Raw genomic sequence first — 22,735 nt, 5'->3', positions numbered from 1 at the left:
TCACTGGGCGGCGTCGGCGTCGACCCGGCTGTGCGCTCTGCTTTCGATGATCGCGACGGCGCCCATGAGCGCCAACGCCAGGAACAGCGCCGAGAGCGGGGGCACCGCTGCCAACACCGGGATGGCGAGGAGCAGCAGAATCGCCTCGACCGTGCGCATGAACGGCCACCCCATGCCGACGCGGAGGGCGAACAGCGCCGTTCCCACGGCGAAGGTCGCGACCCCCGCTCCGAGGGCGGCGGCACCGAAGATGCCGAACGCCTCGGACTCGTCGATGTGCTTCATCGCGTCCTCGATGCCGAGGGCCGTCAGGATGATGCCCGCGATGATGACGAAGTGGACGTACGAGTACGCGTCGGCGGCGAGGGTCGCGCGTTCCCGCTCGTCGAATCGTTCGAGGGCGTGCTCGCCGTACGCCGCCAGGCGAGCGAAGTACGACCACCACAGCAGCACCGAGATCGTGACAGATGCCGCGGCTCCCAGGATGATCGCCAGGTCGATCGGCTCCTGAGCGACTCCCACGCCGATGGCGACGATCGATTCGCCGAGGGCCAGGATCACGATGAGCCCGTAGCGCTCGGCCCAGTGCTCAACGGAAGGCAGCCGCCACCCGCGGCCGAGCACCGAGCCCACCCGCGTCGCGGCCAGGTCGTAGATCATGGCCACGAGCCACAGCCAGAGCTGGGCCTGCCCGCCGGCCGCGGCGCCGAGGAAGATGAGGCTGACGGCCGGGATCAGCGCGATGAGGAACAGGAGCAGCTGACGACGCAGGGCAGCGTCGCCGGATGCGACGACCGCGTACAGGGAGATGTGGATGATCCGCACGGCTGCGTACGCGCCGGCGAACACGAGCGGTCCGTACCACCCGCCCTCGAGATCCTCGTACGCCTCCGGAATGGTGAGCGCGGCGACGAACACCGCGATCATCGCGAGCGTCATGCCCGAACGGAGGAAGGGCTGATCCGCGGAGGCCTGGTTCGAGATCCAGCTGAAGCCGGCCCACGTCCACCACAGCAGCGACAGCACGATGAGCGCCTGCAGGATCCCGAGCGCACTGTGCGTCTCGGCCATGAGCCGCGAGACCTGCGTGAATGCGAACACGTAGACCAGATCGAAGAAGAGCTCGAACGTAGTGACCCGGTTCGTGCCCTCGCGGACGACGATGCTCGGTATCGGGATGCGACGCGATGGGCCCGTCGTGGTCTCCCGAGCGATGCGTCGCCTCACATCCACAGTCTACGTGCGCCTCACCGGCGCATGCCGAGGAAGATCCCGCCACCGTCACTCCAGCCGGGGCGGAACTGACACCGCACGGCGGGCGAACTATAGTGGCTGCCAGCCCTCGTACGTGAAGCCCCCGGAGCGGGCGTAAAGTTGACACTCGATGCACCGCGCCCGACGGGCTCGTTCGACGGAGGTTTCGTGGCCGGTAATGCGACGACCCGCTTCGACAATGTGTCTCTCTTGTCGGTGGCGAGTGCCCTGCCCAGCCGGGTGACGACGTCCGGCGACATCGAGGAGCGCCTGGCGGACGCGTTGGCGCGCCTCAGACTGCCGACCGGGCTGCTCGAACGCGTCGCCGGCGTGCTCGAACGCCGCAACTGGGGTCCCGGCGAGTCATCCGACGACGCCACTGTCTCCGCCGGAGAGCGCGCCCTGGCCGAGGCCGGGGTCCACCCGTCCGAGGTCGGGCTCCTCATCAACACCTCGGTCACGCGCAAGCACCTCGAGCCGTCCGTCGCGGTGCGCCTGCACCACGGTCTCGGGCTGCCGAGCTCCGCCGTCAACTTCGATGTCGCGAACGCCTGCCTGGGATTCGTCAACGGCATGAGTCTCGCGGCCAGCATGATCGAGTCCGGGCAGATCCGGTACGCCATCGTTGTGAACGGCGAGGACGCCGACGAGATTCAGATCAACACCATCGAGCGGCTGCTGAACGCCGACGTCGATCGCGACGCGTTCATGAGCGAGTTCGCGTCGCTCACGCTCGGCTCCGGATCCGCCGCCGCGGTGCTCGGCCGCACCGACGAGCACCCCGGGGGTCACCGCATCCTCGGGGGAGTCACGCGTGCCGCGACCCAGTTCCACGACCTCTGCGTCGGCAGCGTCGACGGCATGTTCACCGATGCGAAGGCGCTGCTGAAGGGCGGCCTCGATCTCGTCGTCTCCGCCTGGAAAGAGGCATCCGTTGAGTGGAACTGGAGCTCGATGGACCGCTACATCACCCATCAGGTTTCCTCGGTGCACACGAACGCGATCGTGAAGGCGGCCAAACTCGATCGAACCCGGGTGCCGACGACGTTCGGCCGCTTCGGCAACGTCGGCCCCGCCTCCATACCGATCACACTGGTCGAAGAGCAGGCGACGCTCCGCCGGGGCGATCGCGTGCTTCTGATGGGGGTCGGCTCCGGCCTGAACACGGCCATGATGGAACTCGCCTGGTGAGCCACAGTGCCGCGCTTCCGGCACCCGGACTTCCAGGGCTCGAGGCGCGATTCAGCCGCGTGCTGTCCGTCCCCGGGCGCGGCACGGACGACGGCATCACACGGGAATGGCACCTCCTCGACACAGGCGACGAGCTCGCGCGTCTCGGCGTACCCGTCGCCGGCACGGTGCTCGCGGTGCACGGAAATCCGACGTGGTCCTACCTCTGGCGCCGCCTGATCACGGAGTCGGTGCGTGCGGCGGAAGCCGGCTCCCCCGCGTGGCGCGTCGTGGCGGTCGACCAGCTCGAGATGGGCTTCTCGCAGCGCACAGGCACGCACCGCCCGCTGGCGCAGCGGGTCGTCGACCTCGCGGCGTGCACCGACGCGCTCGGGCTCAACGGTCCTGTGGTGACCCTCGGTCACGACTGGGGAGGCGTCGTCTCCCTCGGGTGGGCGATCGACCACCCCGCCGAACTGGCAGGCGTCATGCTGCTGAACACCGCGATCCACCACCCGGAAGGCGTGCCGCTTCCGGCGCCGCTGCGGGTCGCGGGCGCGCGCGGAGTGCTGGCGGCATCCACGGTCCGAACCCCGGCGTTCCTCGAGACGACGCTCGCGCTCGCCCGTCCGGCGCTGGAGGGCGCGGTGAAGGACGCGTACCGCGCGCCCTACCGGTCACCGGGGCGGCGCGAGGGGATCGGCGGCTTCGTCGCCGACATCCCGGCGGATCGACGCTCGGAGAGCTTCTCCGAACTGGAGCGCATCGCGTCGGGCGTGGCGGCGCTGGGCGTTCCGGCGCTGATGCTGTGGGGACCGGAGGATCCCATCTTCAGCGATCGCTACCTGGACGATCTGGCCGACCGGCTCCCGCACGCCGACATCCATCGGTTCGAGGGCGCGGGACACCTGCTCGCCGAGGACCGTCCGTACGCAGACGCGGTGCTTGCGTGGTTGGGCGACAACCTCGATCGTCTGACCGGTGCTCCGGCGAATTCCCGGGTGCCGGCGCCTCGCCCCGCGCCGTCCGACGAGCCGGGACACGCGCCCTTCACGCCCCTGTGGCATCGTCTCGACGAGCGTCGAGACGACGAAGCCATCGCGGTCGCCGACATGACCACACGCGGCAAGGCGGGTCCCCGGCGGGTGAGCTGGCGGCAGCTGGATGACCGGGTGCGAGCGATCGCGTCGGGCCTTTCCCGCATCGGCGTGCGGAAGGGGCACCGCGTCTCGCTGCTGATTCCGCCTGGTCCCACGCTGACGGCCGTGGTGTACGCCTGCCTGCGGATCGGAGCCGTCGTGGTCGTCGCGGACGCGGGTCTCGGCATCCGGGGTCTCACGCGAGCGGTGCGCGGCTCGTGGCCCGACTTCGTCATCGGCGAGGCGCCCGGCCTGATCGCCGCGCGCGCCCTCGGCTGGCCGGGCGTTCGCATCTCCGCCGCGCGTCTGCCCAAGGTGTCCGCCGGGGCCCTGCGCGTCTCGTGCAGCCTTGGCGAGATCGCCGCTCTGGGCGCAGACCGCCAGGTGCCCGAGGCCCCGGACCCCCGCGACGACGCGGCGATCCTCTTCACGTCGGGATCCACGGGTCCGGCCAAGGGCGTCATCTACACGCACGCTCAGCTCTCTGCGCTGCGAGACGTCCTGGGAAGCCACTTCGGCGTGACCGCCGACTCCGGCCTGGTGACCGGGTTCGCTCCGTTCGCGCTCCTGGGGCCGGCTCTGGGCACCCGATCGGTGACGCCGGATATGGACGTCTCGTCCCCTCGCACCCTCACCGCAACCGCCGTCGCCGCAGCCGTCCGCGAGTCCGATGCCCGCATCGTGTTCCTCTCGCCGGCCGCCATCCTGAACGTCGTCGCGACCTCCGGCGACCTCGCACCGGAGGATCGGGCCGCCCTCGCCCACGTGGAGACGTTCCTCTCGACCGGCGCCCCGATCGGCGCGGGACTGCTCGCGTCGGCCGGCGAGCTCATGCCGAACGCGACGCCGCACACCCCCTACGGCATGACGGAGTGCCTCCTGGTGACCGACGTGACGCTCGACGGGATCCGGTCGGCGGCGGACGAACCAGACGCCGGTGTCTGCGTCGGACCCCCGATCGGCTCTAATCGCGTGCTCATCAGCGCACTGGACGCAGACGGTCGGGCCACGGGCATCCCCGGCTCCGGCCCCGGCGTGCTCGGCGAGATCGTCGTGTCGGCCGCGCATCTCAAGGATCACTACGACCGGCTGTGGCTCACCGATCGCGACGCCGAGCGCGAGACGGCGACCGATCAGGATGACGCGGGCGCCCCGGATGGCGCTGCTGCGGCCGCCGGTGCCGGCGAGCGCTGGCACCGCACCGGCGACGTCGGGCATCTCGACGCGCGCGGCCGCCTGTGGGTGGAGGGACGGATGCCGCACGTCATCGTCGCGGCGACGGGACCGATCGCCCCCGTCGGACCCGAGCAGGACGTGGAGCTGGTGGCCGCCGTGCGCCGCGCCGCCGTCGTCGGCATCGGTCCCCACGGCCTGCGGCAGGCGGTCGCCGTCGTGGAAACGGTGCCACCGACCGCTCGGCCCGGCCTCGCCGGTCCGGAACTGAGCGGCGCGGTGCGGGCGAGCACGAACCTCCCGCTGGTGGCGGTGCTCGCCGTCCCGCGTCTACCCACCGACATCCGGCACAACTCGAAGATCGACCGGTCCCGCCTCTCGCGCTGGGCGGAGCGGATGCTGGCCGGCGGAAGGCCGGTCGCGCCGTGATCGTGCTCGTCACCGGCGCCTCGGGTTTCCTGGGCCGCGCCGTGGCAGCCGAGCTCGTGGCAGCCGGCCACCAGGTCCGCACCCTCCAGCGGCGGCCCTCGGGCGTCGACGGCGCGACCGATGTGCTCGGCTCGATCACGGATCCGGCGGATGTCGCTCGGGCGATCGATGGTGCCGAGGGCGTGGTGCACCTCGCGGCGAAGGTCTCGCTCGCGGGGGCGCCGGAGGAGTTCCGCGCCGTGAACGTCGAAGGCACCCGCTCGCTCCTCGACGCGGCGGAACGCATCGGAGTATCGCACTTCGTCCAGGTGTCGTCGCCCTCGGTGGCGTATTCCGGCTCGGCGCTCGCCGGAGTGGCCGCCGAACCGGCATCCCCTCGGCACGCGCACGGCGACTACGCGCGAACGAAGGCGGAGGGCGAACTCCTGGCGCTGGGCCGCGACTCGAACCGGATGCGCGTCCTCGCGATCCGTCCGCACCTGGTGTGGGGTCCGGGCGACACGATGCTCGTCGGACGCATCGTCGAACGCGCACGCCGCGGACGGCTTCCGCTGCTCAACGGCGGAACCGCGCTCGTCGACACCACGTACATCGACAACGCGGCGACCGGCATCGTCGCGGCGCTGCACCGCGCGGATGAAGCCCACGGCAAGGCGTACGTGCTCACCAACGGCGAGCCGCGTCCCGTCGGGGAGATGTTCGCGGGCATCTGCCGGGCGGCGGGGGTGCGGCCTCCCGGCTGGAGCATCCCGGCGGGCCTCGGCCGTGCCGCGGGGTCCGCCATCGAGCGGGTGTGGGCCGTGAAGCCCGGAATCGACGAGCCGCCGATGACACGGTTCCTCGCGGAACAGCTCTCGACGTCGCACTGGTTCGACCAGCGCGACACGCGCCGGGCTCTGGCCTGGTCCCCGTCGGTGTCGATCGATGAGGGGCTCCGCCGCCTGGCCCTGAGCTACGGCTAGCCCGAGGGCGAACGCGGCTTCGGACCGCTCTATTTCGGCGCAGAGCGCTACTCATTCTTCTCGGTCAGCGGCGGCTGCTCGTAGGCGGCCGACTCGAGGGGCAGTTCCAGCAGATCGAGTTCCTCGATCGGCCCCGAGCGCGGAACCCGGAAGGTGCGGATGCGGTACGGGCTGAAGTCAGCCTCGACGACTCGGCCGACGAGCGGCACATCGATCACGGCACGGACGTGTTCGCCGCGAGTCTCGACCGCGCGGATGATGAGGTCTGCACCGCCCGCTTCTGCGGAGGCGTCTTCGCTCCCCTTGATCGCGGTCACCAGAACGCCGGAGCCACCGTCATCCGCGAAGCTCATGCTGCTCGGGAGCTCGCCGGGGTGGAACGACTCGAGCATCGCCCGCACCGACGAGCCCAGCTCAGCGGCCCGCCTGGCCGGCTGTGCGGCGCGGTGATCGCCGACGTGCGGCACCAGTTCGTAGCTGAAGCGCTGGATGCCCTGGTCCTGGAAGCTGTAGATGCCATCGGGGTCGAGCAGCCGAGGATCGTGCCAGGAGTAGACGGGGCTGCGCACCGCGGTGATGCCGATGCTCGCCGACTCACCCGGCGAGGCATCCCACCCGTGCTTGCCGTTCGCGATCACGGTGAGGCCGGCGGAGCGACCCGCCACCTCGCCGGTGAGGTCCACCCACGCCTGCGCGGGCTCCTCCGCTCCGTCGACCGGACGCTCGAGAACCCCGAACGGCACCTCGAACGTTGCCGTGGGCGACTCGAGCGCCGTGGGGAACCGGAGCTTCAGCAGGTGGGCCTTCTCCCGCCAGTCGAGCGTCGCGTTCACGCGGAGGGCACGGCCGTCGTGCGAGAGGACCAGCTCCTCGACGAGCGTGGAGGCGCCCCAGCTGCGTTCGATGCGGACCCGCGAGCGCAACGGGCCGGTCTCGCGCACGACGATCCGGTCGAGCGTCATCTCGGCGCCCGGCCACGCGTACGACACGACCCGATGGCCCCACGTGTCGGTGGGGTCGTCGCAGACCTGGGTGTGCGGCTGTCCGCGGGTCCCCGCCAGCACGTCGACGCCGGTCGCCTTGTCGACGAGCGACGAGATCCAGCCGGTCTCCGGATCGATCTCGATGCGCAGGTGCTCGTTCTCGAGGAGCGACTCGGTGACGGCCAAGGGGCGCGAAGGCGGGTCCACCCGCGCCTGGCCCGACCGCAGGCGGTAGAGGCGGTAGCCGAACGCCGGCACCTCGGCGCGGAAGACGATGGCGCCCCGGCTTCTGTCGTCGGTGGTCGCGGTGGACTGGCTGATCTGGCTCACGATCGTCGTGCCCTCGGCATCCGTGACGTGCACGCCCGTCGGCTCGTTGCCGAACTGCAGCTCGACGTCCGGCGACACGGGCCACGGGTGCGGGTTGAAGACCAGCACCGGGTGGGTGCCCACGTCGATCGGGATGTCGACCTGTCGCGCGAGCACGTTGTGCGCCTTCGCGATGATGCGCTTGGCGATCGCCGTGGCCTCTCCCAGCTGGTCGCGGGCATCGTCGTAGCTCGGCTCGATCGCGGAACCCGGCAGGATGTCGTGGAACTGATTGAACAGGATCTGCTTCCAGGCGTTCTCGAGCTCCCCACGCGGGTACTCGATCCCGTCGTGGAGGGCGGAGACGGCCGCCCACCGCTCCGCGGAGAGCACCGCGAACTGGGCGCGGCGCTGCCACGCCTTGATGCCCGAGTGCGACGAGTAGCATCCGGGCGCGTGATGCTGGAGGTCATCGCGGCGCACGGTCAGAGCGTCGAGGAATCTCGGGCCTCGCGCGAGCATCTCGTCGAAGTACTCCCGCGGAGACGACATCTTCATCCTCCCGAACGAGCCCATCCGGTCATACCGATGAATCGACTCGATGTTCGCCCTGGTCGGGCCCCCGCCGTGGTTGCCCACGCCATAGAAGACCATCATCTGCCCGAGGCTGCGGTCCAGCATGCCGAGGGACTTCTCCGTCTGCCCCACGATGTCGCCCGGAGGGCTGCCGTATTCGAACGGGATGCGGTAGCCGAGCACCCGGGAGCCGTCGGGCGACTCCCACCAGAACAGCGTGTCGTCGAAGTCCAGCTCCTGACGGCCCGGCCGCAGGAACATGTACGAGTCCATGCGCTGCTGGCGGAGGATCTGCGGGATCATCACGTTGTGGCCGAAGGGGTCGACGTTCATGCCGACCTCCGCCATCCGGCCGAATCGGGACTGCAGGTACCGCTGTCCGTACAGCCCCTGCCGCGCGAAGGACTCCCCCATCGGCATGTTGCAGTCGGGTTCGACCCACCACCCACCGGCGTTGACCCATCTCCCCTCGGCGACCCGCTCGCGGATGCGCTCGAACAGTTCGGGATCGGACTCCTCCACCCACGACAGCAGCACCATCTGATCGCACGTGAACACGAAGTCCGGATACTCGTCCATCCGCTGGATCGCCGACCAGAACGTCGCGCGCGCCTCCTGGTAGCCCTCCTGCCATGGCCAGAGCCACACGCAGTCGAGGTGCGCGTTGCCGATCATGTGGATCGTGCGGTCGGGGGATGCCGCGGGTCTAGGGGCGGCCGGGAGGTCACGCGGCTGCGGGCCGGACGGGGCGTTGGCCGTGGGGGCACCGGCCCTCGACGCATCGCTCACGCGTACTCCTCGTCCTCGTCGGCCCACGCGTCGACCATCTCCGAGATCGCGTGGAGCATGAAGGTGTGCATCTCCTGGATTCGTGGTGTGGTGGATGACGGCACGAGCAGCGCGACGTCGGCGAACTCCTTCGACGGGCCACCGTCGCCACCCCCGAAGAGCACAGTCGTCGCGCCCTTCTCCTTTGCGGCGCGCAGCGCCGCGACGATGTTCGCACTGCGCCCGCTCGTCGTGAAGGCGGCCACGACATCGCCCGGCCGCGCGAGGGCCCGCACCTGTCGCGAGAAGACGTCGTCGTACGAGTAGTCGTTCGCGATGCAGGTCATGGTCGTCGGATCGGTCGAGAGCGTCACCGCCGGCAGCGGGCGACGATCCCGCTTGTAGTGTCCGATGATCTCCCCCGTGAGGTGCTGCGCATCCGCGGCACTGCCGCCGTTGCCGAAGGTGTAGAGGATGCCGGTCCCCTGATACGCCTCGATGAGCAGTTCGCCCACCGAGCGAACGCCGGGCAGAAGGTCCTGCATCGCGTCGGCGACGGCGCGATGGTCGTTGAGCTGAGCATGCATCCAGTCCGGATGATCAACGGACAAGGGTGTATTCCTCCAGATAGTCGAATGCGCGGGCGGCAGCCCCCACCACGCACACGGCTTCGCCGAGTTCGGCGAACTCGATGCGCGCGGACGCGGCCGCCAGCGGCATCCCCGTGCGGGCGACGATGTCGCGGACCGGTTGGATCAATAGGTCGCCGGCGCGCGTGACGCCGCCGCCGAGGACCACCACTTCGGGTTCGAACGTGTTCACGAGGTCGGTGATGGCCTGACCGATGACATCGGTGGTCTCCGTCCAGAGGCGCACGGCCAGCGCGTCACCGGCGCGCGCCGCCGCCACGACCTGCTCGGCCCCCACGACGGGCAGGGCGGCGAGAGGCGACGTCGCGCCGTGCTCTTCAAGAGCGTCGCGTGCACGAGCGGCGATCGAGGTGCCGGAGGCGTACGCCTCGAGGCAGCCCAGCCGCCCGCAGGTGCAGCGACGGCCGCCAGGGCGCACCATCACGTGGCCGAACTCGCCCCCGTTGCCGGCGGATCCGCGGTGCAGTCGGCCGTGCACGACCGCGCCCCCGCCGACGCCCGTCGAGATGGTCAGGTAGAGCGCGATATCGGCTCCCCGAGCGGCGCCGTACCGATGCTCCGCCAGCATGCCGGCGGTCGCGTCGTTCACCAGCACGGCCGGGATGCCGAACTCGGCGCGCGCGAGGTGGCCGAGGGGAACGTCGATCCAGTCCGGCAGGTTGAGGGGAGCCATCACGACACCCGTCTCGGGGTCGAGCGGCCCACCGCTGCTGATTCCCACAGCTGCCACGGGCCCGAGCGCGGCATCCCGGATCGCCTGCTGCCCCAGGGCGAACAGGCGGCGGATCACCTTCCGATGGCCCTCGTCCTTCCGCGTCGGCTCGACGATATAGCCGCGGATGTCGCCGACCGGGGTCACGACGCCGACGGCGAGCTTCGTCCCGCCGATGTCCAGTGCGAGTACCGGTGGCGACTCAGCGGCCATGACGTCCCCTGCCTCGATAACCGATCGATGTCCAGTGGGATTGCTGTGACATCGTTCCCACATCCTATGGGCACGTTCCGGGGCGGTCAACTCGCGCTGTCGCGCGGGTCTCCGCGGTGCCGTCAACCGGCGAGGGCGGCCGTCGACCCGCGATGGACGATGCGTGTGGGAACGATCACCGTCGCGGCGGGTGAAGCGGGGACCTTCATCTTGGCGAGAACCGCCTCCACCGCGGCGATCCCGATGGCTCCGGGGTCCTGCACGACGGCCGTGATGCCCGGCTCGACCATCGACATCCACGCGGCGTCGTCGAAGGCGACGAGCGACAGGTCGGAGGGGATCCGAAGCGCGCGATCGTGCGCGGCGCGCCATGCCCCCTCGGCGAGCAGGTTGTTGGCGGCGAAGATCGCGGTCGGTCGATCGCCGGCGCCGAGGAGTTCGTTCGCTGCGCGACGCGCGTCCGCTGCATCCCACCCGGCCGAGACGATCAGTCGGTCATCGAGCGGCAGGCCGCTCCCCCGCAGCGCGTCGGAGTACCCCTCCAATCGCTCGAGCCCGGTGGTCCACTCCGTCTCGTCGATGAGAAGCGCGATCCGGCGGTGCCCGAGCGCGAGAAGGTGCTCGGTGGCCGAACGAGACGCCGCACGGTTGTCGACCACGACCCCGGTGGCCCGGTCCGGTGCGAAGCGCCGGTCCACCTCGACGACCGGGATGCCGTGCCCGAGCGCGAAGGTGACGAGTTCATCCGAGACGGGCGTTCCCACGATGCCCGCCACCCGCAGCGCGACGAGGGCTTCGGCCGCGTAGCTCTCGTCCGATCCGCCATCGCGATCGTCGATGAGCACGGTCGTGTAGCCGGCGGAGCGCGCAGCTTGCGCCGCGCCCGAGGCGAGGCCCGCGTAGAAGGGGTTCTTCAGGTCGGAGACGACGACGCCGATGAGGCGACTCGACTGCTGCTTGAGGCTGCGCGCCGTCGCATCGACGACATACCCGAGCTTCTTCGCGGCGAGACGGACCCGCGCACGAACGGGTTCGGCGACGTAGCCGTTGCCCCCGAGCGCACGGGACGCAGTCGAGCGGGACACTCCTGCGGCCTCGGCGACCTCTTTGATCGTGGCCCGACGCCGCGGAACCGCGACGGGGTGGAACGGGTTGGAGCTCATGTCTTCCTCGCTGCCAGGGGCGTCGATCGCGTTGGGGTCGGCTCGTGAAAGCCGCACAGGGACGGATCGAGGTCTTGGCGCCTCAGCCGCGGTGTGGGCGAGTTGTGGTAACGATACCACCCTTGGCCCATCCGGGAACCGGTATATCGCCCCTGGGCGACTGCCAGGATGAAGGCATGCGGCAGGGGGCGGTGGGTCATGTCCGGCTGATGGAGCACCGTGGGCGCACCCTCGTCGAGAAGCGGATGACGGATGCCTCGCGGCACGACACCGAGGTCCTCGCCCTGCGCGCCCTTGCAGAGACCGACCTGCCGGTGCCCGAGCTCGTCGAGGTGAGACCCGGGTCGATTCTTATGACCCTCATGGCCGGTGAGCGACTGGACAGCGACAGCGCCGATGCTCGGCTCGACGGCCTCCGCGCGTCGGCGGTGCTCCTTCGTCGGCTGCACGAGCTGCCGCCTCCCGTCGGGTTGCCGGGGGCGCCGGACGACGCGGATATCATCCGCCGCTACCGAGACGCCGGTGGTCCCCCGCTGCCCCTCGCCCTTCCGCTCGCCGGTGACCAGGTGTTCTGCCACGGCGACTGGACGGACGGAAACCTGCTCGCCGTCGACGGCACCATCACGGCCGTTCTCGACTGGGAAGCGGCGCATCTCGGCGACCCCCTGAGGGAGCTCTCGCGAGCCGCCTGGGGCGCGTCGCGCAAGGACCCTCGATCCGTCGACGCGCTCGTCAAAGGGTACGGCGCCGACCCGTCCCTCGTGCGGGCATGGTTCCCGATCCACGCCGCCGAGCTCTGGCTGTGGTTCGCCGAGGCGGGTCCGCCGGCGTACCTCGAGCAGCTCACCACCGAGCTGAGGGATTGGCCGGAGGCGTAGAGGGCCGCACCGGCAAGGCGCCTCCTCGTTCTCGGTCCCTCCTCACGTGATGCCCTCTCGGCCGTCATCCTGGAGTGCGCCGTTCGCCAGCTCCGCCACCGTGCCTGAGGACCATTCCCGCTCACCGACCCGGCTCCGCAGGGCGAACCCGCGTGAGTCGGGGGCGAATTGTGCGTCGAGTTCGAGCGACGCGTCGGCAGACCGCCACCCGAGACGCAGCGACGTCTCGGTGAGTCGCTCCCACGAGAACTCCCCATCGAACGCGGGGTGGTTCCGGCGGAGGCGGGCGAGGGCGAGCAGCGCGCGGGGCACGGTCCGTGCAAGCGCCTCGGCGAGCTCCGCGTCGTCGTAGACGTGGCGGTTGACCTCGCGCCCCTGTGCGGTCGCGGCGAACCGCTCGCGGTCGTCCCGCCCGTCGAGCAGCCCCACGTAATACAGCTGCGGCTCGCCCGGCAGCAGCAGCTGGACCGCGCGGCACATCACATAGGCGGTGTCATCGTTCACCACGCTCGGGAACGTGGCGTTGATCTGATGCGGCATGCTCGCCCACTGCGGGGTGACGGATGCCAGCTCCGAATGTCCGCCGGTCGCCTGCGACGCACGCACGAAGATCGCCCGCATGTCCTGTTCGGTGAGCAGCCCGGGACGGCCCGCGACCGGGCCGGCGTCGATGATGCCGATGCCGTCGTGGGTGTCGAGCACCGTGACGGCGTTGCGCGGCCGGATGTCGAGCCAGCGCGCGAGGGGTTCGACGTCGCCCGCGCCCAGGGCGTGCAGCAGCACCGCGGGCAGGGCGAAGTCGTAGACGAGATCGACAAGGGGGGCGATCGCCAGCTGCTGCTCGAAGTGCGCGTGCACCTCGACGAGCACGCGGAGGCCCGCTTTCCGGATGCGCGCTGTCAGGCGTTCCACGAACGCCAGCGTGTGCTGCGTCATGAAGCTGTCGGTCCCGGGGGTCTTGATGGCGTACCCGACGGCGTCGAGGCGCACCACCTCCACGCGCGCCTCCGTGAGCCTCGACACGATGCGGTCGATGTAGGCGAGCGCGGCCGGATGATCGACGTCGAGGTCGACCTGGCTGGGCATGAAGGTCGTCCAGACGAGTCGCCGCTGGCCGCCGACCGCGTACGGGGTGATCGGCAGTCCCGGGCGCGGACGGTAGAAGCCGGTCAGGCCGGCCTCGGTGGCCCCGCCGGGGAAGACCCGGTCCATCGTGAGGAACATCCCCGCATGGACGGACTCGCTGCCCTTGGCCTGCCAGTCGCGGAACTCCTCCGACCCCGCCGACGTGTGGTTGACGATGAGATCCGCCGTCACCTCCCGATCCGCTGCCAGCCGCCGGACGTCCGCCCAGTCTCCGAGGCGCGGGTCGACCCGGGCGTGATCCACGGGGTCGAACCCCGCATCGTCACCGTCGAAAGGTGTGTAGAACGGCAGGATGTGCACGCCGGTGAGGTCCCGCAGCGGGCCGTCGAGGATCGCGCCCAGCCGGGTCAGGTCGCCGCCGAGCCTGTCCGCATAGACGAGCAGCCGGACGCCCGATCGCCCCACCTCAGCGCCCCCTGACACGCTCGAGCACGGCATCCATCGCCAGATCCGGTGAAGTGAGCACCGGAATGTCCAGCCCGGCACGGTCGGCGGCAGGCGCCATCGAGGCCTGCGCGAGCACGAGCACGTCGGCCTCGGCGGCCGCCGCCCTCAGCGCGTCGACGATGAGGGCGTCGTGCCGATCCGTGTCGCCCGCCTCCCGCGCGCTCAGCGCGCCCGCCACGACGTAGGCGCGGACGCGCTGCGCATCGCCGCCGAGCCGCTCGAGCAGGCGGCCGGTCGGACCGAGCGTCGCCTCCAGGGTCGCGAGCACCGTGATCCGGCCGCTTCCCGCTCGGGCGATGCGCACCGCGCGCTCCGCCATGGCGGTGTCGATGCGCACGACGGGGACGGCCACGTCCTGGGCCGCGACCTCGGTCGCCTCGCCGATCGACGAGCAGGTCACCAGCACCCCGTCCACTCCGAGGTCCACCAAGTACCGGACGTGCGCGGCGACCGCCTCTCGCACCTCGGTTCCGACGCCCGCACGCACCGCCTCGGCGAGCAGTTCGGCATCCACGATGTGCAGCGCCGTCGAACCGGGCACGCGAGCCGCCAGCATGCCGTCGAACCGGGGCGCGAGAGCGGGCACCGTGTGCAGCAGACCGAGGCGCACGGTCACGCCTCCGTCCACGGCCGGGCGTGCCGGTCGACGATGCCGACGAGGTGCTCGAGCCGCGGGCGCGCCTTCTCGCGGAGCGCCACCGGCACATCCGGTGCTCCCACGATGTCGCTCCAGAGGGCCCGGCCGGCGAGGAATCCGCTACCGCCCGCGCGGCACGCGGCCTCGACAGCCTGTGCGAAGCGGTCCCGTTCCACGCCCTGCGAGAGCACGACCCAAGGCCCCGTGATGTCCGCCGCCAGCTCCTCGCTCGCCGCGCGCTGCTCCGCTTCTTCGCCCGCACCGCCGAGGGGGACCTGCACCTTGTAGAGCGAAGGACGCAGGGTCGACAGCTCCCGCGCGGCCTCGCGGATCGCCGCCTCCACGTCCCACGAGCCGTCGTCGAGCTCGGCGGGGGTCGCGCGGACGACGGGCTCCAGCACCGAGAGCACGCCGCGCTCGCGCGCCTCGGCGATGAATCGCTCGGCCAGAGCCACCCGGTCCGAACGTCGGTCGTCGCGTCGCCAGATGATCAGGAGCTTGATCGCATCCACGCCCTCGCGGACGCTGTGCAGTGCGCCCTCGTCCAGCTCCGTCTCCTCGACCGGACCCCCCGGATCCTGGGTGAGGGCGTCCGCGGCGAGGATGAAGCCGCATCCCGCCGGAAGGAGGCCGTCGTCGAGGATGCCGAGGCCGCCGAAGTCGCGGTCGACGAGGAATCCGGATGCCAGTCCGCCGAGTTCGGTGGCGACATCTCGCTTGAACCGCTCGAGCACCTCGTCGCCGGGCCGGCCGGCGCCTGCCTGATCGAACATGTGACGAAGGCTCTCGCGCTGGTCCATGGCGACCATCGCGAGGCCGCCCGCGGGTCGGGCGATCGCGTCGAGTGTGCGGGTCATGGTTCTCCTCTTCGGTGCACGCGGCGCGATGGTGCGGCGTGCGGGCGGTGGTCGGTCATGGGGTGCGGGTCGGCGGCCGGGCGGAGACTGCCGACTCGGCGATCGCCGCCCGGAACCGATCGACGAAGCCGTCATCGGTCACGCGGTCGGGGTCGATCAGACGTGTCGGAGCATGCACTTCCCCGGCGAGACCGTCCCTGTCGGCGGCGAGCGCCGCCGCACCGCTTGCCACGGGCGCGGCCAGATCGACGAGCTCGAGAGGCGTTCCGGCCACCGCGGCGCTGAGGGCGGCGAGCCGCCCGTTCAGCCGGTACGGCGCACCGACGAGCACCGGTGGTGCTGCCACCCCGCAGAGCGCCTCGGCCGCCTCGATCATCCAGCCGCCGTGCGCCGCGATGCCGCGCAGCAGCGCGTGCAGCTCGGCGATGCGGTCCCCGGCGGGCACGCCGCGAAAGACGAGTGTTGCCGACGCGTCGGGGTGCGGGCACTGCCTGCCACGGGGATACGGCAACGCGATCGCCTCGTCAGGGCCACGTTCGAGCCTCGCGCGCATCATCAGCTCGTCGCCGTCTTCACCGTCTTCCAGAACACGTGTGCGCCAGTCCTCGATAAGTGACCCGGCCGCCGGGCTGCCGGCGAGCGCGCCCTCGAGGATTCCGTCGACGGCGCGCACGACGCTGATGCCTTCTCGCCAGGCCGCTTCCCTGTCGACCTCGCCGGCGGCGATCGCCACGACCGCCTCGGTCGTCCCGATCGACCGCACGCGACGTCCCCGCGAACGGGCACTCCCGATCCAGGCCGCGACGGCGTGGTCATGACCGGCGATGTACACCGATCCATCCGGATCGACCAGCCCACCGAGGGCGGCGACGGCCTCCTGGCTGACGATCCCCGCCGGTTCGCCCGGGGCGAGAACGTCGGGAGCGAACCCGCGGGCGATGCCGAAGGCCGCCAGGAGCTCGTCGTCCCAGGCGAGGGTCAGCGACGCGGATGCCTCGGGCAGCGGCAGTGCCCCGCTCCTTCCGGCGAGGGTGTGGTCGGTCGCCCGGCGGCCGGTCAGTGCCGCGGCAACGAGGTCCGCCGTGAACGCCCAGTGCCTCGGCGGCTCGTCCTGCCCGGTGGCCAGCTCCACCCACGTCAGGAGGGGGAGCTTGCGCGTGAGCGGAACGCCCGTCGTAGCGTGCAGCGCCCGAGGATCGAGGCGCGCCTCGAGCTCGTCCCGGCGTCGGTGGTCCGGCAGCCGGTCCCAACGAACGAGAGCACCGTGCGAGGATCCGTCGGCGTCGGTGATCGCGCCGGTCTCGGCCATCGATGCTATTCCGACGACCCGCGCCGGGCCGGCCGCCGCACGTTCGAGCGCCGCTGCCGCCGCGGCGAGGGCGGCGCGCACGAGCGCCGGCGCATCCAGGCCGGCGACCGAAGCGGTCGCCACGGCGAGCTCGCGCACGCTCTCCGTCAGCTCGACCACGGATGCCTTGACCGCGGTGCTTCCCACGTCGATGCCGAGCGCGATCACCATTGCGGAATCCCCCTCGCACCGGATCGGCGGACAACGGGACTCACGAGCATGGATGTCAGTATGTGCGGCGATTCACAAACCGGTCAAGTGATGAGCGCGGATTGACAAACCAAGGAGCGCCCGCTTTGATGACGCCATGCGCTATCGACAAGCGGATGCCCGCAGAACGGAGATCCTCCGTGTCGCCGGGCGAACCGGCTATGTCGCTTCCGCGGAACTGGCGTCCGCGCTCGGGGTCTCCGAGATGACGGTGCGGCGAGACATCGAGAAGCTCGCCGCGGAGGGCGCGCTCGAGCGCGTGCTCGGCGGGGCGTGGCTGGGCGGGACCGCGCGACCCGCGTTCGGGGTGCGAGCGGGGCTGGCGTCCGACGCGAAGCGCGCCATCGCCCAGCACGCCGCTTCGCTGCTCGACCGTGGCACGATCGGCCTGGATTCCGGCACCACCGTCGCCCTCCTGGCGCCGGTGCTTCCCCCGCACAGCGGGGTCGTCACGCATTCGGTGCCCGTGATCGAAGCCGTCGAGCGCCGCGACGACCTCGACCTCATCGTCGCCGGAGGCGTGTACCAGCGGGCGACCCGGAGCTTCGTCGGTCCCGCCGTGCTGCACGCGCTGGAGGGCCTGGCGCTGGATGTCGCGGTCATCAGCGTGCCTGCGATCGATGACGGATGGCTGCTCGGCGGCGATGCGCTGGATGCGGCCGTCAAGCGCGCCCTCATCGCCGCGGCCCGCCGGGTGCTCGTCGTGGCGGATGCCTCCAAGGTCGGTGCGAGGGCACCGATACGCCTCGCCCGCCTGGATGCGGTGGATGACATCGTCACCGACGCGGCCGGTGCGGCAGCGCTCGGGACAGTCGCCGGTCCTACCCTCCACGTCGCCGCATCGTCTTCCGCCTCCTCATCCGCTTCCGCGTCGGCTTCGGCTTCGGCCTCGGCTTCGGCAGGGGCTGTCACGCCGACGGCCGTGGTTCCGTGAACGACGAGCGCATCGGCGTGATCGCCGACGATGTGACGGGAGCCTGCGATGTGGCGGCCGAACTGCGCGAGATCGGGCTGACCGTCGACGTGCTGCTGGGCGTTCCCGCACAAGAGGACCTGCCCGATGACGGCGGCGCTGTGGTGATCGGCCTTCGCACCCGCACCGCACCGCGAGCGGTCGCGGTGGACGACTCGCTCGCCGCCGCCGAGTGGCTGCGCCGGCGCGGGATCACCCGGTGGTATCAGAAGTACTGCTCCACCTTCGACTCCACGCCCGAGGGCATGATCGGTCCGGTCGCCGAGGCGCTGATGGCCGCGGGCGGTTTCGCCGCCTCCGTCGGCACCCCGTGCACGCCCCATGCGGATCGCACGGTCTACCGCGGTCACCTGTTCGTCGGCGACCGGCTCGTCTCCGAGAGCTCGCTGGCACATCACCCGCTGACGCCCATGACCGATCCCGACCTCGTGCGCGTGCTCGGCCGGCAGACGACACTGCCGGTCGGGCTGGTGCGCCATCGGGACGTGCGTGCGGGTCCTCCCGCGCTGGCAGCGGCGATACGCACGGCGAGCGCCCCCCACCTTCTCGTCGACGCGCTCGATGAACGCGACCTCGACTCGATTGCGATCGCCGTCGAGGCTCTCGACCCCTGCCTCGTCGGCGGCGGCGCCGGGCTCATCACCGCGCTGGCGAGACGCGCCGGGCCCGGCGGCAGAACATCCGATCCCGTCGAGGCACACCAAGGAGGCCGGCGCCTGATCCTCGTCGGCAGCGCCTCCGAGCGCACCCGGGCTCAGGTCGCCAGGGGCGGTCCCGTCACCGCGACCGTCGACGCGGTGGCTGCGGCCGCGGATGGCGGCGACGAGGTCGCTCGGGCACTCGCGCTGCTCGAAGACTTCTGGATGCGGCATCCGGACCGCCCGGCCGTGGTGAGCGCGAGCCACGATCTCGAGGCGCTCCGCCTCGCCCAGCAGGCGCTCGGCGTCGAGCGAGCGGGAGCCGCCGTCGAGGATGCGCTGGCCGCCATCGCCCTCGGCTCTGTCAAGCGGTTGGGCGCTCGGCACCTGCTCATCGCGGGGGGCGAGACCTCCGGCGCCGTGACGCGCGCCCTCGGCATCGAGCGTCTGCGCCTGACGCGTCGCGTCGATGCCGGGGTGGCGTGGGGCATCGGTGCCGCGGGGGCGGTCGCCGGAGGTCCTCGCCTGCACGTGCTGCTCAAGTCCGGCAACTTCGGCGGCGAAGACCTGTTCGTACGGGCGTGGGAGGCGGCTGCCACGTGACCGCGCACACCACACCCGTCTCCGGCGACGAGGAGTCCGACACCGCCCGGCGCATCGTCGCGGTGGCCCGGCACCTCGTGGCCCAGGGTCTCTCGCCCGGCTCCTCGGGCAACATCAGCGCCCGGGTCCGTGACCGCTTGCTCGTGACGCCGACCGGGTCGGCGCTGTCGCGCGTGGAGGCATCCGATCTGGCCGTTCTCGACCTGGAGGGACGCCGGCTCGCCGGCGCGGCGCCCAGCAAGGAGTGGCCGCTGCACGCCGCGGCGTACCGCGCGGATTCCGCGATCGGCGGCGTCGTGCACCTGCACTCGGCGGCAAGCACGGCGATCGCCTGCCTGCCCGCCGAGCCCGGCGGGTCGGCGGCGCTCCCGACATACACCCCCTATCGCGTGATGAGCCTCGGCGATGTGCCTCTGCTGGACTACGCCGACCCCGGTTCGCCCGCACTCGCCCAACCTCTCGCGGCGGCCGTCCACGCCGGCGCGGTGGCGATTCTTCTGGCCAACCACGGGAGCCTCTGCTGCGGCGAGAGCGTCGAGCGCGCCGCGGATCGTGCGGAGGAGCTGGAGGCAAGCGCTCGTCTCGCGCTCGACCTGAGCGCGTCCGGCGCGGCTCAGCTCGACGAGGAGACGATCGCGCGACTGCGTACGAGAAGGTCCTGATCGGCTACCCCGGCAGCACGCCGCCCTGCTCGCGCAACCGATCCTGAAGCACCCCGACATCCCGTCGCCCCACCCGATGCCACTTCGCCCGGTGTGAGAACGTACCCACATCCGGCCTAGGCGGTCAACGGACTTCGGCCGCCGTTGAGCACAGCCAAGGCGGGATATCGGGATTCCGCGCGAAGTGGCATACTCGGAGCCGTTCACACGGATATCCCGCGTTTCGGCGCCCCCCGAGGCCCGGAAACGTATGATTATACCGCAGCAGGTCCGGAATTACTCCCGTCTTGCGCCCCGCGCAGGCCGCGCATAAGCTCGAATGTGCTATGTGGTATCGATACCACACTCGTGGCTGGAGTCAATGATGTCTCAGGAAAGGGGAACGGCGATGTTCTTACTGACGAGAAAGCGCCGTCGAGGGTCATCGAGATGACGACGACGGAACTCAAGCCAGCGCCCGAAGCGGCAGAGGCCGGCAAGAAGAAGAAGATCGAGAAGGTCCGCGGGAAGAAGTACAACCGTCGCGAGGCGATCGCGGGTTATCTCTTCATCTCGCCATGGCTCTTCGGCTTCCTGGTCTTCACGTTCGGCGCGATGGTCTACAGCCTGGTGATCTCCTTCAGTCACTACCAGTTGGCCACCAACACCGCTCGCCCGGCCGGCTTCGCGAACTACGAGGCGCTGATCTCCGATCCGAAGGTCATGCTCTCGCTGTCGAACACCCTCTTCTACGCCGTTCTCGCCGTGCCCTTCGAGATCATCTTCGCGCTGTCCCTGGCGTTGCTGCTCAACCGGGTGAACCGGGGATCCGGCGTGTTCCGCACCCTCTACTACCTGCCGAAGATGACGCCGATGGTCGCCACCGCGGCGATCTTCCTGCTCCTGCTCAACGGCAACCAAGGTGCGATCAACAAGGGTCTGGCCGCGATCGGAATCCAGGGGCCGCAGTGGCTGCTCGACCCGGCATGGATCAAGCCCTCGATCGTGCTGATGACCCTCTGGGGAGTCAGCGGAACGATGATCATCTTCCTCGCGGCGCTCAAGAACGTGCCACGCGATCTGTATGAGGTGGCCGAGCTGGATGGCGCGGGACCGATCCGCCGCTTCTTCTCGATCACTCTGCCGATGATCTCGGGTGCCATGTTCTTCAACATCATCGTGCTCACGATCGCGGCCATCCAGGTCTTCGACCAGGCGTATCTGCTGTTCTACCGGGATCAGGTGCAAGGAGCATCCGACGCATCCCTCTTCTACGGGATCTACCTGTTCCAGCAGGCCTTCCGGCAGTTCAACTTCGGGTTCGCCGCGGCCATGGCATGGCTCCTGTTCATCATCATCATCGTGATCTCACTGATCCAGGTGAAGCTGAGCAACCGATTCGTCTACTACGAGAGCGAACGCTGATGACTACCGAGCGCATTGTTCCCGCGGCCCCCGAAACGGCCGACGAGCGCGCCGACCGCGAGGGCACCGCTTCCACCCCCTCGCAGCCGACGACCGCCGCGAAGCCGCCCAAGCGCAAGAAGCAGAAGTCTCTCGGCGGCTGGGTCGCCACCGTCCTGAAGTGGGCGCTGCTGATCGGCTTCTCCCTGCTGTTCCTCTACCCCTTCGCCTGGCTGCTCGCTGCGAGCTTCAAGCCGCGCGGAGAGGTCTTCGACAACCGGCTGATTCCGAAGACCTTCCGGCCCGACAACTTCGTCACGGTGTTCTCGGAGCTGCCGCTTTTCAACTGGATCGGCAACAGCCTCTACATCGCGCTCCTGGCGGCGACCTTCGTGGCTGTCTCGAGCTCGATCGTGGCCTTCGGCTTCGCGTACTTCAATTTCCCCGCGAAGAAGCTCCTTTTCGGTCTGGTGCTCGCCACGATGATGCTGCCGGGAGCCGTCACCCTCGTGCCGCAGTACCTCATCTGGAACCAGCTCGGCCTTGTCGGGACGAGCGTGCCGCTGTGGGGGATGAACCTGTTCGGCTCGGCCTTCTACATCTTCCTGCAGAGGCAGTTCTTCCTCGGACTGCCGCGTGAACTGTTCGAGGCCGCGCGCATGGACGGCCTCGGCTACTGGGGCATGTTCTGGAAGATCGCGATGCCCCTGTCGATCCCGTCGTTCATTATCGTGTTCGTCTTCGAATTCCAGGCGAGCTGGAACAACCTGCAGGCAGCGCTGATCTACCTCAACGCCGGCTCGCCGGAGGGGTACACGGCCCCACTCGGCATCGCATCGGCGATGGCGAAGTACAGCCCGACGAACGGCGGCCACGGCGACTACCAGTACGTGATGGTCGCCGCGCTCCTCGTGACGATCCCGATGCTGATCCTGTTCGCGATCGGTCAGAAGTACTTCGTCGAGGGCCTCGCAACCCAGGGCCGAAAGGGCTGATCACCGTTCGACCGTGAGAGGGCGGCATCCCGCATCCGGGCTGCCGCCCTCTTCTTGTCGTGTCGATCCCGGCCCCTCCGGCTGCCGATCCAACCCGCCGAGCGTTCGCGCTCCGTGGACCCGGAACTCACTCGAGCCTGGCGGGGCGCCCAGGATCCACGATCCCACAACTCGCTGCGCCGGCTCCCCCCGCGACCACGAGCACCACGGCGGGGATCCTCTCCGACACACCGACACCGGATGCCGAATCTCGGCGTGTCCCCCACAATCGCCGCCATTGTGCACGACCGACCTCGCCCGGCTCCCGATCCGGAGAGTACCGAGGCCCAACGCCGCCTCGCTGACCGGCCCCCGAACACAACGGCGGGTGTCTTCCCCGACACACTGGCACCGGACGCCGCAGCCCAGCGTGTCCCCGACAATCCCCGCCGTTGTGCACCACCGACCCTCGCCCGTC

General features: G+C 70.3%; 18 protein-coding genes. 9 read left to right on the top strand and 9 right to left on the bottom strand.

Features of this window, described 5'->3' with window-relative positions; translation table 11 throughout:
• Positions 1–1,227 carry a low temperature requirement protein A gene (locus tag ACLQ2Q_RS07600; protein WP_425819600.1) on the bottom strand — a complete coding sequence of 409 codons (1,227 nt, stop codon included), beginning with the start codon at positions 1,225–1,227 and terminating at the stop codon, positions 1–3.
• Between the two features lie 195 nt (positions 1,228–1,422).
• Between ACLQ2Q_RS07600 and ACLQ2Q_RS07595 the strand changes: the two genes are divergently transcribed.
• The 3 genes from ACLQ2Q_RS07595 to ACLQ2Q_RS07585 are packed head-to-tail and all read left to right on the top strand — an operon-like array spanning position 1,423 to position 6,127.
• On the top strand, positions 1,423–2,445 hold the full coding sequence (locus ACLQ2Q_RS07595) for a 3-oxoacyl-ACP synthase III (protein WP_425819598.1): 1,023 nt from the start codon (positions 1,423–1,425) through the stop codon (positions 2,443–2,445).
• Positions 2,442–5,165, top strand: coding sequence for an alpha/beta fold hydrolase (locus ACLQ2Q_RS07590; RefSeq protein WP_425819596.1), 2,724 nt, complete (start codon positions 2,442–2,444; stop codon positions 5,163–5,165). Before ACLQ2Q_RS07595 ends, ACLQ2Q_RS07590 begins: the two co-directional genes overlap by 4 nt.
• Entirely contained in the window at positions 5,162–6,127 is a 966-nt protein-coding gene (locus ACLQ2Q_RS07585) for an NAD-dependent epimerase/dehydratase family protein (RefSeq protein ID WP_425819594.1), read from the top strand. Before ACLQ2Q_RS07590 ends, ACLQ2Q_RS07585 begins: the two co-directional genes overlap by 4 nt.
• Before the next feature lie 47 nt (positions 6,128–6,174).
• On the opposite strand, the gene ACLQ2Q_RS07580 is transcribed toward ACLQ2Q_RS07585, so the two are convergent.
• The 4 genes from ACLQ2Q_RS07580 to ACLQ2Q_RS07565 all read right to left on the bottom strand — a co-directional run bounded on the left by ACLQ2Q_RS07580 (position 6,175) and on the right by ACLQ2Q_RS07565 (position 11,501).
• Positions 6,175–8,784 (bottom strand): alpha-mannosidase, encoded by a 2,610-nt coding sequence (locus tag ACLQ2Q_RS07580; protein WP_425819592.1) that lies wholly within the window; start codon positions 8,782–8,784, stop codon positions 6,175–6,177.
• Positions 8,781–9,374, bottom strand: a complete 594-nt coding sequence (locus ACLQ2Q_RS07575) for a D-sedoheptulose-7-phosphate isomerase (RefSeq protein WP_425819590.1) — start codon at positions 9,372–9,374, stop codon at positions 8,781–8,783. The genes ACLQ2Q_RS07580 and ACLQ2Q_RS07575 overlap by 4 nt, the downstream gene beginning before the upstream one ends.
• Positions 9,364–10,338, bottom strand: coding sequence for an ROK family protein (locus ACLQ2Q_RS07570; RefSeq protein WP_425819588.1), 975 nt, complete (start codon positions 10,336–10,338; stop codon positions 9,364–9,366). Before ACLQ2Q_RS07570 ends, ACLQ2Q_RS07575 begins: the two co-directional genes overlap by 11 nt.
• 122 nt (positions 10,339–10,460) lie before the next feature.
• Positions 10,461–11,501, bottom strand: a complete 1,041-nt coding sequence (locus tag ACLQ2Q_RS07565) for a LacI family DNA-binding transcriptional regulator (protein ID WP_425819586.1) — start codon at positions 11,499–11,501, stop codon at positions 10,461–10,463.
• A 176-nt stretch (positions 11,502–11,677) separates the two neighbouring features.
• Between ACLQ2Q_RS07565 and ACLQ2Q_RS07560 the strand changes: the two genes are divergently transcribed.
• Positions 11,678–12,379: a phosphotransferase family protein gene (locus ACLQ2Q_RS07560; RefSeq protein ID WP_425819584.1), complete on the top strand. Its 702-nt coding sequence runs from the start codon at positions 11,678–11,680 to the stop codon at positions 12,377–12,379.
• A gap of 42 nt (positions 12,380–12,421) precedes the next feature.
• Here the strand turns inward: ACLQ2Q_RS07560 and ACLQ2Q_RS07555 are convergent, their stop codons facing one another.
• Genes ACLQ2Q_RS07555 through ACLQ2Q_RS07540 form a run of 4 tightly spaced genes read right to left on the bottom strand, consistent with a single transcriptional unit; the run spans position 12,422 to position 16,985 of the window.
• On the bottom strand, positions 12,422–13,930 hold the full coding sequence (locus ACLQ2Q_RS07555) for an alpha-amylase family glycosyl hydrolase (RefSeq protein ID WP_425819582.1): 1,509 nt from the start codon (positions 13,928–13,930) through the stop codon (positions 12,422–12,424).
• Position 13,931: 1 nt separating this feature from the next.
• Positions 13,932–14,588: an aspartate/glutamate racemase family protein gene (locus ACLQ2Q_RS07550; protein WP_425819580.1), complete on the bottom strand. Its 657-nt coding sequence runs from the start codon at positions 14,586–14,588 to the stop codon at positions 13,932–13,934.
• Entirely contained in the window at positions 14,585–15,466 is an 882-nt protein-coding gene (locus ACLQ2Q_RS07545) for a hypothetical protein (protein WP_425819578.1), read from the bottom strand. Before ACLQ2Q_RS07545 ends, ACLQ2Q_RS07550 begins: the two co-directional genes overlap by 4 nt.
• Positions 15,467–15,521: 55 nt before the next feature.
• Positions 15,522–16,985 (bottom strand): FGGY family carbohydrate kinase, encoded by a 1,464-nt coding sequence (locus tag ACLQ2Q_RS07540; RefSeq protein ID WP_425819576.1) that lies wholly within the window; start codon positions 16,983–16,985, stop codon positions 15,522–15,524.
• 136 nt (positions 16,986–17,121) lie between these two features.
• On the opposite strand from ACLQ2Q_RS07540, the gene ACLQ2Q_RS07535 reads away from it, so the two are divergent.
• The 5 genes from ACLQ2Q_RS07535 to ACLQ2Q_RS07515 all read left to right on the top strand — a co-directional run bounded on the left by ACLQ2Q_RS07535 (position 17,122) and on the right by ACLQ2Q_RS07515 (position 22,278).
• Entirely contained in the window at positions 17,122–17,958 is an 837-nt protein-coding gene (locus ACLQ2Q_RS07535) for a DeoR/GlpR family DNA-binding transcription regulator (protein ID WP_425819574.1), read from the top strand.
• A complete protein-coding gene (gene otnK / locus ACLQ2Q_RS07530; RefSeq protein WP_425819572.1) occupies positions 17,955–19,238 on the top strand; it encodes a 3-oxo-tetronate kinase in 1,284 nt (427 codons plus the stop codon). The genes ACLQ2Q_RS07535 and otnK overlap by 4 nt, the downstream gene beginning before the upstream one ends.
• Positions 19,235–19,900 carry a class II aldolase/adducin family protein gene (locus ACLQ2Q_RS07525; RefSeq protein WP_425819570.1) on the top strand — a complete coding sequence of 222 codons (666 nt, stop codon included), beginning with the start codon at positions 19,235–19,237 and terminating at the stop codon, positions 19,898–19,900. Before otnK ends, ACLQ2Q_RS07525 begins: the two co-directional genes overlap by 4 nt.
• A 429-nt stretch (positions 19,901–20,329) precedes the next feature.
• Positions 20,330–21,304 (top strand): carbohydrate ABC transporter permease, encoded by a 975-nt coding sequence (locus ACLQ2Q_RS07520; RefSeq protein ID WP_425819568.1) that lies wholly within the window; start codon positions 20,330–20,332, stop codon positions 21,302–21,304.
• Complete coding sequence (locus ACLQ2Q_RS07515; protein ID WP_425819566.1) at positions 21,304–22,278, top strand: carbohydrate ABC transporter permease; 975 nt, start codon at positions 21,304–21,306, stop codon at positions 22,276–22,278. Before ACLQ2Q_RS07520 ends, ACLQ2Q_RS07515 begins: the two co-directional genes overlap by 1 nt.
• The last annotated feature ends 457 nt before the right edge of the window (positions 22,279–22,735 follow it).

Source organism: Microbacterium sp. DT81.1, from assembly GCF_049844955.1.
Taxonomy (GTDB): Bacteria; Actinomycetota; Actinomycetes; order Actinomycetales; family Microbacteriaceae; genus Microbacterium.
This window is presented reverse-complemented; position numbering and strand designations above follow the sequence as displayed.